Origin of the sequence: Marinobacter denitrificans, assembly GCF_008795955.1 — a bacterium.
Taxonomy (GTDB): domain Bacteria; phylum Pseudomonadota; class Gammaproteobacteria; order Pseudomonadales; family Oleiphilaceae; genus Marinobacter; species Marinobacter denitrificans.
The window spans coordinates 21261-34535 of record NZ_VMHN01000011.1; the positions used below are offsets into that span (position 1 = coordinate 21261).

Sequence of the window (13275 nt, forward strand, 5' to 3'; positions counted from 1 at the left end):
CAGTGGGTTTGCGCCTAGCACAAGCACGCCACCAGAGCCGGCAAAGAGGTCAAAGGCACGTCCGTGTGCCCGTATCGCTATTTTTGCTTCCGAGACGATTTGCTCTTTTCCCCCACGGTTTCCCGCGGGTGTTTCTTGGCAAAGGTCTCGGTTACATAACGGCCCGTTACAGCGCTTCGGTATTTTTTGGACATGCGTCACCTCACATGAATGAAAAGATTTTAGTGATGCCGAGGGATGCCCTCGGCATCGTCCTCATTTAGTGGTTTGGCCAACTCCGGAAATGGGCGCAAACACGCTGGAGCGTGCCATTGACCATTCGGAAGTAAGCTCGAACGTAGACAGCGGGTCTGATGACCATGGCTGATCTCCTGTACGAGATAGCCAGTGAGGTGATGGGCGCTTCGTCACAGACTGGGACCTTATAACCAATTGGTCTTGGCAGGAAAATCCTCAGTTTTGTACTATGCTCTTCCTACCAGCCTCACTGGCTGGTGGATTTCGGTAAGGGCCTTTCCGCCAAGATTGATCCCTTACCCCTTGCTTGCTAAAAACCTCAGGACTCAACCCCTGGGGTTTTTTATTGCCTGAAAATCAAGCAACACCTCGATGATACAAGATATGGTGACGGAAACAATAAGGTCATCATGAAAGAAACATGCCTGTGAATATCGAATTTTAGTTAAAACAGATGCTTAACGATTTATCCACACTTATGTGCATAACAAAATGTTATCAACATGTTGTGTTTGTGAATTCAGAGCGGTGAGCAAATGATGGCGAACAGGACGTCCTACTCTGTCGAGACAGACTTTTCTATGCTTCCGCCTCGCCCAGAGAGGCTTCCCATTGATCCAGGATATCGTCCAGCTTTGCGTGTTTGATTTGTTCCTTGAGCTCGTCAGAAGGGTTGGTAGCCAGAGCGATTGATCGGAAAAAAGACTCCATTAACGCATGCAGATCGAAAGCGTCCCCTTTGTCTTGATTAGCCATTTTTTTGCGTTTTGCGCCCAAAAACAGACTGTAGAACCAGAACCACACCCCTGCACTCCAACTGACACGGCGTATTATTTTCTCAAGATTAACAATGAATTCTTGGAGTGTTCTCTCGTTCGATGATTCGAGTTCTTTTTGTCCGATCGCGCTTACCAGCGCTGCCTCTTCGCTATCGGGCAGTGCCTCAGTCATTGCAGCGGCTATGTTCGTCAGGTTTTCTGATAACTTGGGGAGAAGCTTCATTCCGCGAACGCGGTGAGCCAACAGAGGATTGAATCTTGAGTAGTTGTATAGAGCCGTCTCATAGCTGTCGAGCAACTTTGGGTCTGCCCTGACCAAGCCATCCATCAGCGTTGTAAGAATAGTGGCGAAGTATTCCTTTGGAAACTCATTGACCATAATGCTTTTCAAATTCGGTCTGTCTCCAAGTATTTTCTTGAACTCGCCCTGGAATTCATCCACCGCCGCATTCAGTTTTGGGCGTTCGATCAGTAGTTCGTGCCGTATTTCCAGCAAGTGAAAAAGCAAGACACGAGAGCCTTCGCGGCGCTCCAGACTCAACTTCCAAAAGTAACCAATGACGGCTAGCCCCGCGGTTACGAGTATCCCTACATCAAACACTATTTCTTGCATTGTTATTCCTGCCCTCACCACAAGGCTACGATTATGACGAGGCGTCGTTAAACGTCTCTTTGTGAGACGGATTCTTGAGAAGGCTAAGAATTAGCAGTGCGAACGCTCTCTGTTTTGGTTCACTCTCCAATATTTCCATCGATAATTTTTCATGGTCCGTCATGGAATCCAGCACCAGATCAGTTAGCCGCTTTGGAAGCAATCCGTGCATCACTTGATCCGGTGAGTGGACGTCTACCTGTGCCATCACGGCTTCATCTCGGCGAACCCGGTCAGCAATCCCGTTCGCAAAATGAAGCTGATCCTCATCGCTGACTTCAGCTCCGAAGATGTCATTCAGCTTTTCGATGATTTTGGACAGACGTTCTTTCTCCGGATCGTGTGGCTTTCCGGTGCCGACACCCGTAATCGGATCCAGTCCGTCCGAATCGTCCTCACCTTCTAGCCGAAGCTCATGCTCCTTGCGCTTGGTGATCCGGTAATGGCTCAGTTCCAGCTCTGAAATATCGATTTCGTCCTCATCTAAAATTTCCTGGCGCAGCAACGGCAGCAGGTGCTTGGCAAAAACGCATAGCTGTTCCAGCTCCGGATCCTCAAAAAACACAATCTGGGACAAGAATTCATAAGCGCGAACAAAGCTGCCCAGGTTCTTCTTGAACAGGTCCAGCTGATCGAGGCCTTCACCAATCTCTTTTAGAGAAGCGTCGGCCTGCTTCAAGCCAATTGCATTCCCATCAGCCTCAGCCTGTTTCCGGGCGGCTCGGACCTGAGCTCGTTCGTCACGAAGCAGCTTGTATCGCTTGTTGAAGCGCTCCCGGGCAGGCTGACAGTAATAGCTAAGCTTGGAAGATTCGGCCTTAGGGTCGAAAAATGCCCGCGCAAAAGCCTCCACCTCGTCCCAGTGGTACACCTGCTCGCCATCCAGCGCTTCTTGGATGTCATAGACCACCTGGGCGTCTGAAACCCCGGTCAACTCCGCCTTGTTGTAGTACGGCAGGAAGGAATCGAGGATATCCTGGGCATCGTTGATGAAGTCCAAGATGAAGGTCTCCTTGCCAGGAAACAGCCGATTCAGGCGCGAGAGCGTCTGTACGCACTCCACACCCTTGAGTTTCTTGTCGACGTACATGGCGCAGAGCTTCGGCTGGTCGAAGCCAGTCTGATACTTGTTGGCGACCAGCATCACGTTGTATTCGTCGGTGTCGAACGCCCTGGCGTGATCCCGGCCATTCAGGCCCGGGTTCAAAAGACTGCTGGTTTCGGTGACTTCTTCCGGGATAACGTTATCGGGTGGCAGGCTTCCTGAAAAGGCAACCAGAGGGTGAACGTCCTGGTAGCCCTGATCTTTGATGTACTGCTGCATCGCCAACTGGTACCGCACAGCCTCCTGCCGACTGCTGGTGACCACCATGGCTTTAGCCTGGCAATCCAGCAGGTGCCGGACATTCTCGCGGAAGTGCTCGACGATCACCTCAACCTTCTGGCTGATGTTATAGGGGTGCAGTCGCACCCACTTGGCCAACGTGGTTCGGGCCTTCTTGGAGTCGACCTCATCGTCATCCGCATCCGGATGGGCAAGCTTCCACGCTACAGCATACGTGGTATAGCGCCGGAGCACATCGAGAATGAACCCTTCCTCGATCGCCTGGCGCATGGAGTACACATGGAATGGCTCTGGCTTGTTGGACTCGCTCCGTGGCTGAGAGGGATCTGGTTCACGACCAAACAGCTCAATGGTCTTGGCCTTTGGAGTCGCCGTAAAGGCATAGTAGCTGATCTGTTGGCTCGGTTGACGGGCGGAGACGGCGGCATCCAGCAATTCCTCCGCACTGATTTCCTCCCCTTCGGGCAATTCGCCACCCAGGATGGCCTTCAGTTTGGTGGCCGACGAGCCGGTTTGTGACGAGTGTGCCTCGTCGGCAATCACAGCGTATCGTCCAGACGCCAGCTTGGGGTACTTCTTCAGCGCATCGAATAATGCCGGGAAGGTCTGGATCGTCACGATGATGATCCGGGTCTGCTCGGCCAGCGCTTCGGCCAGCTGCTCGGATTTACTCTGGTTGCCCAAGTCGCGATTGATGGGGCGCACGACGCCCTGAGCGTGTTCAAACTGGTATATCGTGTCCTGCAGCTGACTATCCAGCACCGTTCTGTCGGTTACCACGATAACTGAGCTGAACAGCTTGTTTCCGTCGTGATCGTAGAGCTGGGCCAGTTGATGGGCTGACCAGGCGATGGAGTTGGATTTACCGGAGCCTGCGCTGTGCTGGATGAGATAGCGCTTACCGGCGCCTTCGTCCCGGGTCGCCTGAATCAGCTGGTTGACTACATCCCACTGGTGGTACCGGGGAAAGATCAGCGTTTCCTTGGTCTTCCGGTTTCCGTGGAAGTCTTCTTCGGTTTTCTTCTCCAGGTGCAGGAATCGGCCGATGACCTTGAGCCAGGCGTCTTTCTGGAACAACTGCTCCCACAAGTAATCCGTAGCGTAGCTGCCTTCATCTTCAGCTCGGGGGTTCCCCGCCCCACCGTCTGCGGTGCCTCGGTTAAACGGCAGAAAAAACGTGTCCTTGCCGTTCAGCCGGGTGGTCATGGCGGCTTCGTCCTGACTGACCGCGAAATGCACTAGCGCTCCACGCTTGAAGGTCAGCAGCGGTTCGGGCTTTCGCGTTATCGGATCTTTAACCGGTCGGTCCTTTTTGTACTGGCGCTTGGCGTGCTCCACGGTTTGCTTGAACTCGCTTTTGAGCTCCAGTGTCGCCGTCGGAATCCCGTTCACGAAGAGCACCAGGTCCAGCCGAGGATTATATTCTCCGGTTTTAGCGTGGGGTGAGTAGGATACTTCCTCCACCACGCGCAACCGGTTAGCGCTATATCGGCGCTCTGTATCCGGGTTCATACTGTGATCCGGCTTGAAACTGCAAAGATCGACCTTCACACCCGGTACTTTGAAGCCATGGCGGAGCACGTCGAGGGTGCCCTTTTTCTCCAGCTCTCGAACGGTTTTCTGGATGATCACTTTTCCCGGGTTCTGAGGATTGCCCTTGCAAAACTTTTCCCAGCGATCCGGCCAGGCATCCTGAAAGTAACCAATCAGGTCTTCCGGATACAGGGCATGTGCCTTGTCGTACTCCGACGCCTTGCCGACCAGCCAGCCCTCATCACTTAGAGCAGCAATGATGTCGTTCTGGAACGCTCTCTCTCGGCTGTCAGCCATGACTACTCCTCGTATCCTTCAAACCGTTTGGCGACCGATTCGCGCTCAAATGCCTTTGATGTGGCTCTGTACCCGGTACCGAATAAGCTGGTTGCCCGCTTCAATGACCTCAATGCGAGCACCACGATAACCGATGGTCTGGCTCTCGGAGAGGTCGTACTTCAAGTCTGCAGAAAAGGCTGGTCGGGCGAGGCTTCCTGAAAACTCACGATACTTGAAAGACAGCTCATCACCTGAGCGTCCCAAGTAAATCAACTCTTGACGAAAGGTTTGGCCGTAATTAGAGAACTTGTAGCGCTTTGTGCACTGCTCCTCTGTTAGATCAACGGCAAACAGGGCGCTGGATCCACCAAGGATGGAACCGCTCAGAATGGTTCGACCGCCAATGGAAATTGTTTTCTCTTCTTCCTGATCACCATTACCGTCGGATACCCAATTGGTTATGAGTTTGCCGTGCTGGTCCAACAGGTCCAGGTTGGAAATCTGCAAGGTGCAACCTGAATTCAATGGCCCCGAAATAAACTGATAATTTGAGCTGGAAGTCGATACCCCCTCGTTGAGGGCTCGAATGTTCCCATATCCGTAAGCCTTGCTCTCTCCCTCCGGGGACTCGTAGTTAATCTGATAGAGGGCGCCAGGCAAGAAAAAACGATAACCACTTTGCTCAAATTCCAGGTCTTCGACCTTGAACCCCGGCGAACCAACACCCCGGGTCCGCTCTAGTACTGATTCCCCTATCTCGGCGCTGACCTCCTGCCCGATAGGTGGATGCATTTCGGTATGAAGTTTTTGCGTAACGCCAGTTGTTTGGCAGCCTGCGAGAAAAACGCTGCCAAAGACCGCAATACCGGCCAACCAATTCTGTGATTTCATTAGGTACTGCCTTTTCTGTGTGACTTTTGGCTCAGTCGTTGAGCGCTTCACTGGTACTTTGAGCCTCGACAAGCGAGCTTTGCCAGTCGCCGTAGGATTTCCTGCTGGTTTCTTCGATCCAGACAATCCGGCCATTTGCCGAGCGTCCTGATACCACTGCCGCAGCAGCACTGGGACTTGAGAACGACTGGTCTTGTGTGAAACGCACCGCGCCGGAGGCATCCGGCACCAGCACACCATCTGCCGTCAACTGATCATACAAGGGCCGATAACTGGTGTAGCTACTGCCGCTCACCCACTTGTCTCGCGCCTGGCTTCCCTCAAGCACCACAAACTCACCATCGACTTCGCGGGCGGTGGCACGAATGCCGTATTTCGGCAGCTCCATGTAAAAATTCGGGATCGCACCTTCAGAACCAGGCTCTCCCTGGATCTGCGCTGCAATTTTTTGCCGATCACGGAGAAAGTCGAAGCCCAATACGGGCAAAATGATGCGGACTTGTTCAATAAAGAATGCCATATCGGCCTGGTCGGACTCCGGGAGTACTGTGTAATCATGGGCGGTGCCGTTGACCAAGCCACAACGTCCGGATTGCTTGGCAATGGCGATGAGCTGGCTTTCCAGGTACTTCACATGGGCTTTGGTGAGGTTCTGGTCTTTGCTGGTGATCAGGCACACCCGCTCCCAGAAGTCCTTTCCACCTTGTGGCTCAGGACGGTTATGCTGTTTCAGGCGTTTGGCCACATCATCGGATTCGCCGATGTAGACCAAAGGACGCATGGCGTTGTCTGGATCCGGGCCCACCAGGAAATACACACCGGTGCGACCGCACTCTGGCCTCTGCACCAACTCGGTCAGTTTGGTGCGGGGCCCCGTCAGGGCATGGCCGGTCCAGTTCATAATCTCGGCAGTCAAAAGACCGTTCGGCGTGCCATCAACAAGGAACAAACGAATACCGCGTCCTTGGCTCATACTGTAGCCTCCATGCCGGCTTGGCGTACCTTTTCATCAAAAGCACTTTCATCGGCCGGTGGTTCCCAGTTACGGACATCGATTTTTCCAGTGACGGCGGCTGATATTAGGGCTGACCGGCGTTCCAAAAGTAGTTGGATTCCTTTATCTGCCTGTCTTTGTAAATCAGTGAATTGCTGAAGTTCAGATTCGAGAACTTGGAGTATTCGCATCTGCTCATCCACTAAAGGCATCGGCAAATCTAGGTTCATCACGTTACTCGATGAGATCGATGCCAAATTCGTACTTTGCTTTGAGTTAAGAAAGAAATATGTACGAGCCCTGCTTGATTGGGTAAACATTGCCAGCCACTCTGGCGTCAAGTGTCCATTTGGGCGAATAGCGAAAACATGATTCTGATGCAGGCACGGCTCTACCTCAGCTTTCCATACTGTTCCTCTTCCTAATTTGTCGTTGTCCCCACCCTCATTCATGAGGACGTCACCTTGCCTCAAGCTATACCTCTCAATCTCAGACTCTAGGACCGCTATCTCCTTCACTTCCGTCAGGTCCACGTAGCCTGCTTGGACATTTGCCACTCGCAAATAGGGAAGAGAAACCGTTTTCTGATCCTGATAGTCCTTTCCTTTCGCAACTCCCCCTTGAATGGTTGCATACCACCTTAACTTTCCGACTCTCCAATGCGCCGGCACCTCCCCAAGCCACTCCACCCCAGAGTCCTTCATCGGCACATCGGGATCCAGCCCTTTAGTCACCGCATAGGAAATTACCGCCTGGCGCTTTTCCTGAAGCAGTTCTATCAGGCGCTCCTGCTCGCGGATAAGGGCGTCGATCTTCGCGGTTTCGTGATCTAAGAAACGGGCGATTTGTTTTTGTTCACTAACCGGTGGGCAATAGAACCTTGCGCTACCAATAAGCTCTTGATTCAGCAGTTTTGCTCCATAAATGTTCTCTCTCCCGTAATGAGGGATTGTTTCGGGAGCGGCATATTTCCAGAAGTCCAGACAAATTCCTCTTGTTGGCAGAAAAGCTGCAATTGCTTCATTTGTATAAGAGTCGATTTTAAGAAACGCGACTTTCCCGACAGACAATTTGAAAGAGAACAGCATGCTGCCTGCAGGAACAATGACAGCCTTCTTAGCATCAATGGCCGCATCAGTAATCTTCGACTGGGTGTCTTCAATTTGCCCCCGAGTCATGTCTGCAATTGTTACCCAAGGATGCTCACCATCATAAAACTCATCTTTGCCTGAGGGAGGTGTCCACCCAACGACGTAGGGAAGGTCCCACGCTATTTTCTTCGATTCCCAATGAGCAGGAACCTCATCTAACCATTCAAAATTTGTTTCTTTATAAGAGTCATAGGCTTTTAGACTCATGCAGACAACTCCTCAATCATCTGCTTGATCCGGTCGGTACATTGCTTCAGATCCGCATCAATCTCTTCAAGCGGCCGAGGCGGAGTGAACTCATAGAAATGACGGTTGAATGGAATCTCGAAACCAACAACTCCTACCTCTCCATCTTTGTCATCCCGCTTGGACTCATCAATCCAGGCGTCGGGGACATGTGGTTTCACTTCCCGTTCAAAGTAGTCGTACACGGACTCTGAGAGGGGCACGTTCTCATAGTCCCGAAGGCCGGTATCGGCTTCTGGATTGCCCTTGCTGTCCGTGCAGATATCCGCCTTTGGGTCGCGCTCACTCAAGGCATTGAGCAACGACTTCAGTTGCGGCGCACTCAGATACACCTGATGATCAGTGAGCGAGGTCTTCAAAGCCTTCTGGAACTGTTTGCGATTCCGGTCGACAATTTCGGCATCCATGGCGCGACAGGCCGCGAGGATCTTGTCCTGGTCTTCCTGATCCATTTTCTGGATGGCTTTTTCGTCCGCAATCCGTTCAATGCGTTCTTCCGAGGTTTGAAAGTTCAGCTGCAGCGGACGTTCGACCGTGATGCGTCGGTAACCGAATGCTTCGATGGGGAAGATTTTACTTTTCTTGGTTTCCTGGAAGTCCCCATACATCCGCACGATCTCGTCCTGGTCGGACTCGCTCACAAACTGGCGCTTACTGCCGAGGGACTTACGCATCTTGGTCGCCCGGTCAGTAGCATCGATCAGTTGGATCTTGCCTTTTCGTTCAGCCGGCTTGTTATTAGAAAGCGCCCACACGTAGGTGGAGATGCCGGTGTTGTAGAACATATCCGTGGGCAGGGCCACGATGGCCTCGACCATGTCGTTCTGCAGCAGATAGCGCCGGATTTCGGATTCGCCACTGCCAGCACCACCCGTAAACAGCGGGCTACCATTGAGAATGATGCCGATCCGGGAACCGCCTTCACGGGCATCCCGCATTTTGCTGACCAGGTGCATCAGGAACAGCAGGGAGCCATCGGACACACGAGGAAGCCCAGGCCCGAAACGGCCATCAAAACCTCGATGCTTATGCTCATCCGTGACCTGCTTCTGAACCTTTTTCCATTCCACGCCAAACGGCGGGTTACTGAGCATCAGGTCAAATTTATTGGAAGCCAGCTGATCATCCGACAGGGTGTTGCCGAGCTTGATGTTGCTGACTTCCTGTCCTTTGATCAGCATATCCGCCTTACAGATCGCGTAGGACTCCGGATTCAACTCCTGGCCGTGAAGAGAGACGGTGACACTCTCGCTGATCTGCTGAATGTACTCGTCGCCTTCGGACAAGAACCCGCCAGTCCCCGCAGTAGGATCATAGATGGTCACAATGCTGTTAGGCGTCAGCCGCCTCTCTTGTCCAGTCAGGACAAGGGAAGTGGTCAGATGCACGATATCCCGTGGCGTGAAGTGTTCCCCGGCCGTTTCGTTAGAGCTCTCCGCGAACTTCCGGATCAACTCCTCAAAGATTATCCCCATGCCGAAGTTGCTGATGGTTGCTGGACTCAGGTCAATGCTGGCAAACCGCTGCACCACTTGGTAGAGCAAGTTGTTGGCGCTGAGCTGTTGAACGAAATCTTCGAAATGGAAATGCTCGAAGATCTCTCGGGCATCCTGGCTGAACGATTGAACATAGCTCATCAGATCGTCGGCCGTCTGGCTGTCAGATAGGGTTGCCAGGCTTAATGGAGAAGCATTAAAGAACTGCTGGCCCGCTGCTCGAAGCAAGAGTTTCTCGCGAACCGCATCTGGCTTGGCCTGATGTTCTTGAGCTGCTGACAGTACCTGGGCTTTGGTTGGCTCCAATACGCACTCCAGGCGGCGCAGTAGGGTAAACGGTAAAATCACGCGCCCATACTGGCTCTGCTTGAAATCACCGCGCAGAAGGTCGGCAACCGACCAGATAAAAGCGGCGGTTTGGGAGTGGTTAGTTTTGTCGTCGGTCATCCGTGGAGCTCCATTACAGCATGTCGTCGGGCTGCGACTATCTCAGGCAGCCAATCCAATTCTTTTAAGTGAGGCGTTCAACGTCGTTCGAGTCACACCGAAGTGAGCCGCAACTTCTGTTTTCGTGATTTGAGGGTCGGAGAGCATAGCGGCTGCTTTACGGACATCCGAATCAGACATGGATGGTTTACGGCCACCTTTGCGTCCCCTTGCTCTGGCTGCCTCAAGACCAGCCTTTGTGCGCTCTCTAATCAGATCATGCTCGAACTCAGCCAATGCGCCGAAGATATGGAACACCAGGCGTCCGCCTGAGCTGGTTGTATCGATTGCTTCGGTAAGTGATTTGAAGCCAACTTCTCGATCATTCAGATCCTGAACGATCTCAACCAGATCTTTCAGTGAGCGTGCCAGCCGATCCAGCTTCCAGACGACGAGAATGTCTCCTTTTCGGAGGGTACGAAGGCACTGCGACAGTTCGGGTCGCTCGCGAAGTTTGCCGGTAACCTTTTCCTGGAAGATTTGCTCACACCCAGCTTTTTCCAAAGCGTCCACCTGAAACTCAGGATTCTGATCTTGGGTACTGACACGCGCATAGCCTATGATCATTAAACGCACCTTTTCTAATCATAGTTTTTTGTACGCGATTATTGGACACAAAACAATAGGAATATGCCGGTTTTTCGGGGAGCCCTCGAAGCGTCCAACAAACGACCGTTTCCTTGCTATCACGAAGTGCATGCTTGATTTGGATGTATTCACGATTTAGAGGAGTTTAGCACCGCTGAAGCGTGGTCCCCGTAACGGCCGGAAAATGCAATGCACTCGGCGCTTCAGCTTTCATTGGCCAACCGCCAAGAGATAAAGGGATTGAATGGGGCCACCTTCGCTGGAGATACAAGGGAGGGTTGTTGTTTCCGGCCGTGTCCGGCTCTATACTGTTATCATATGAAATTTTGGAGGCTATCAAATGATAACTATTGAGTCCGGCGGAAAAGATAAATCCCGCAGCCAAGTCAAGAGGGTGTTTAAGCCTCAGCTTGAAAAGCGGACGCTTAGCGATGATGAGCTACGCGCCCAAAAAGAGCTGGTTGTGAAGATCATCTTTAACAGAAATTCTACTTACCGAAAGGGAAATTCGGATATCGTTCATTCCATCACGGAAGGGTTTCCTGCGGCCGCAGTATCTCGGCTCGTTGAGTACCTCAACATCCGTCAGAATGAGATGCTAAAGCTTCTGCACATTACATCAGCAACTTTCAGTCGTCGCAGGAAAGACGGTAAGCTCGAGTCTGTCGAGTCGGATCGGGTCTATCGGTATACGCGTTTGGCTGCATTGGCTACGGATATGTTTCATGGTGATGGAGAGGCAGCCCGGCACTGGCTCAAGAGTCCTGCTTACGCCTTCAAAGGTGAAACGCCGCTGGAACATGCTCAAACTGAATATGGTGCTCGTGAGGTAGAGAATCTGATCGGACGGATTCGACATGGAATTCCTTCATGAGTGATTTGAAATTATTCAGGATATGCGACCCCCAATACGCCGAGACTCCTGATCAGATGCTTTCTGGAGAGGGGGCTTTTCGATATGGAGGGCGCTGGAATACTCCTGGGAGTCGAGTTGTCTATTTAGCGGAATCCCTGTCGCTGGCTGCCTATGAGTTGCTTGTGCATGTTCCTGACCAAGTTATTGCACCCTACAAACGGATCCAGGTTGAGGTTCCAGAGGAGCTAATCATGACGCTGGATGATTCTGTGCTTCCAGATGATTGGCAGGAACCCGGCCACCCTGACTTGGTAGCGATCGGTGATGACTGGATTGCCAGCGAACAGTCTCTGGGCCTGTCAGTACCTAGCGCCCTAATTCCTGGAGAACGAAACGTAATGCTGCTTCGGGATCACCCCGATTTTGACAAATTGCGGGCTGGCGAGATTGAAGATTTTCGTTATGACGCTCGGCTTACGGGAATTGTGAAAAAGCGCTTATCGTCGATTGTCGATGATGAAGAAAACGACTGAGCTCAGCCATCTAAGTCAGCTTTTACGTACTCCTGAAGACTGTGTCAGATTCTCAAGAAGTTTGAAACTGGAAACCGGCGACTTTGAGCCCTTTATGGATACTGCCACCATCATTATCCGACCATCCCACCTGGCTCTCAGCCATCAAGGAGAATCGCTAGCGTTAGCTTCGGGTGCATCCCCTACTCGCCGAATTTCCTGAGATCCCCAGATCAGGACACAGGGCTTGCCCGAGCGATCCCACACAGCAATCGCGGGGTCTTCTGATTCTGCGGCAAGCGCCCTCGCCTTTTGTTCAGCCTCATGCAATGATGCAAATCCGTGCTGATCGGCCCTATCAGCCGTAAAATAACCACAGTAAAATTCTGATTCTTTCATCTGCTACCTGCCTTGGTATTGCCACCTCAGTTCACTAGGCGGCTTGTACTCCTGCTGTACTGGTCAATCAATTTCCTGTACTGATCGACCGTGTCAGAGTTTAAGCCAATCGCCCCACCACGCTCTGCCAACTCTTGAGCTGCAGCAACCAGAGCGCCATCGAGCTTGTCTTCATAACGGGTGTCTTTTAGATTTACATCAATGGCGGCCTGCAGGACCTTCAGCCCGTCTTGCAGGGTTTGCTGGGAGTTCGAAAGCCAGAAGCCGATCCGATATCGACAAGGTGCGAAACCAATTTCAGCACAGCGGCTAAATGCATCCATCGTGTCCTGGGCCAGCTGTTTGAGTCCACTGGCCTCAATAGTTGGTGCCATAGGAATGGCAACCTCTGGCCCGCGGACCAGATGCAGATGGTTCAGCAGATTGGTTTCCGCCACGAAGTAATCAGCAGGCCAGTATCCTTTGTCCGACGCCAATTTCATGAGATCGAAGGCGGCTTGCTCCCGGTTGGGAATATCCGCCTCAGCGAAGAGCAAGAGAAGAGCATTGTTGACCAGGACATCGACACTCATGTCTCCGCTGGTCAGCCGGTTGACCCAGTGATTCGGTCCGTAATGAACAATGAAAGGGATACCAACCTCTTCCTGAAAATGCGGTGACGTTGGCGTCGTGTGGTCCATGCCGATTGCCAGCAGCAGCGTTTGCAGGCGCTCTTCGCTGGTGTCCAGGTTGTGCCCGAAAATTTCGGAGACCCGGTCAAAGGTAACCTCTGGAAACGGCTTTCCAGAGGGAGCGTCAGTAGAGGCCCAGACCGGTGCAGCGGTCATCATG

Annotated in this window: 10 protein-coding genes; 2 read left to right on the plus strand and 8 right to left on the minus strand. The window is 52.3% G+C overall.

Annotated features, from left to right (window positions below):
* Positions 1-816: 816 nt before the first annotated feature.
* The 7 genes from FO268_RS20170 to FO268_RS20200 are packed head-to-tail and all read right to left on the minus strand — an operon-like array spanning position 817 to position 10656.
* Positions 817-1629: a hypothetical protein gene (locus FO268_RS20170; protein WP_150995056.1), complete on the minus strand. Its 813-nt coding sequence runs from the start codon at positions 1627-1629 to the stop codon at positions 817-819.
* A gap of 31 nt (positions 1630-1660) precedes the next feature.
* Positions 1661-4843 (minus strand): type I restriction endonuclease subunit R, encoded by a 3183-nt coding sequence (locus FO268_RS20175; protein ID WP_150995057.1) that lies wholly within the window; start codon positions 4841-4843, stop codon positions 1661-1663.
* A gap of 45 nt (positions 4844-4888) precedes the next feature.
* Complete coding sequence (locus tag FO268_RS20180; RefSeq protein WP_150995058.1) at positions 4889-5716, minus strand: hypothetical protein; 828 nt, start codon at positions 5714-5716, stop codon at positions 4889-4891.
* 31 nt (positions 5717-5747) lie between these two features.
* Positions 5748-6689, minus strand: coding sequence for a GIY-YIG nuclease family protein (locus FO268_RS20185; RefSeq protein ID WP_150995059.1), 942 nt, complete (start codon positions 6687-6689; stop codon positions 5748-5750).
* A complete protein-coding gene (locus FO268_RS20190) occupies positions 6686-8068 on the minus strand; it encodes a restriction endonuclease subunit S (RefSeq protein ID WP_150995060.1) in 1383 nt (460 codons plus the stop codon). Before FO268_RS20190 ends, FO268_RS20185 begins: the two co-directional genes overlap by 4 nt.
* Positions 8065-10050 (minus strand): type I restriction-modification system subunit M, encoded by a 1986-nt coding sequence (locus tag FO268_RS20195; protein ID WP_150995061.1) that lies wholly within the window; start codon positions 10048-10050, stop codon positions 8065-8067. The genes FO268_RS20190 and FO268_RS20195 overlap by 4 nt, the downstream gene beginning before the upstream one ends.
* 42 nt (positions 10051-10092) lie before the next feature.
* Complete coding sequence (locus FO268_RS20200; protein WP_133007686.1) at positions 10093-10656, minus strand: recombinase family protein; 564 nt, start codon at positions 10654-10656, stop codon at positions 10093-10095.
* Between the two features lie 361 nt (positions 10657-11017).
* Here FO268_RS20200 and parS point away from each other — a divergent pair, with 361 nt between their 5' ends.
* Positions 11018-11551, plus strand: coding sequence for a type II RES/Xre toxin-antitoxin system antitoxin (gene parS, locus FO268_RS20205; RefSeq protein ID WP_150995062.1), 534 nt, complete (start codon positions 11018-11020; stop codon positions 11549-11551).
* Positions 11548-12066 carry an RES family NAD+ phosphorylase gene (locus tag FO268_RS20210; RefSeq protein WP_083637163.1) on the plus strand — a complete coding sequence of 173 codons (519 nt, stop codon included), beginning with the start codon at positions 11548-11550 and terminating at the stop codon, positions 12064-12066. The genes parS and FO268_RS20210 overlap by 4 nt, the downstream gene beginning before the upstream one ends.
* 404 nt (positions 12067-12470) lie before the next feature.
* Here the strand turns inward: FO268_RS20210 and FO268_RS20220 are convergent, their stop codons facing one another.
* Entirely contained in the window at positions 12471-13274 is an 804-nt protein-coding gene (locus tag FO268_RS20220) for a hypothetical protein (RefSeq protein WP_225316920.1), read from the minus strand.
* Position 13275: the final 1 nt, after the last annotated feature.

What these genes read in the sequence shown, in the direction of transcription:
- FO268_RS20170 (WP_150995056.1), bottom strand. Translation starts at nt 1,629, where the DNA reads ATGCAAGAAATAGTGTTTGATGTAGGGATACTCGTAACCGCGGGGCTA.
- FO268_RS20175 (WP_150995057.1), bottom strand. Translation starts at nt 4,843, where the DNA reads ATGGCTGACAGCCGAGAGAGAGCGTTCCAGAACGACATCATTGCTGCT.
- FO268_RS20180 (WP_150995058.1), bottom strand. Translation starts at nt 5,716, where the DNA reads ATGAAATCACAGAATTGGTTGGCCGGTATTGCGGTCTTTGGCAGCGTT.
- FO268_RS20185 (WP_150995059.1), bottom strand. Translation starts at nt 6,689, where the DNA reads ATGAGCCAAGGACGCGGTATTCGTTTGTTCCTTGTTGATGGCACGCCG.
- FO268_RS20190 (WP_150995060.1), bottom strand. Translation starts at nt 8,068, where the DNA reads ATGAGTCTAAAAGCCTATGACTCTTATAAAGAAACAAATTTTGAATGG.
- FO268_RS20195 (WP_150995061.1), bottom strand. Translation starts at nt 10,050, where the DNA reads ATGACCGACGACAAAACTAACCACTCCCAAACCGCCGCTTTTATCTGG.
- FO268_RS20200 (WP_133007686.1), bottom strand. Translation starts at nt 10,656, where the DNA reads ATGATCATAGGCTATGCGCGTGTCAGTACCCAAGATCAGAATCCTGAG.
- parS (WP_150995062.1), top strand. Translation starts at nt 11,018, where the DNA reads ATGATAACTATTGAGTCCGGCGGAAAAGATAAATCCCGCAGCCAAGTC.
- FO268_RS20210 (WP_083637163.1), top strand. Translation starts at nt 11,548, where the DNA reads ATGAGTGATTTGAAATTATTCAGGATATGCGACCCCCAATACGCCGAG.
- FO268_RS20220 (WP_225316920.1), bottom strand. Translation starts at nt 13,274, where the DNA reads ATGATGACCGCTGCACCGGTCTGGGCCTCTACTGACGCTCCCTCTGGA.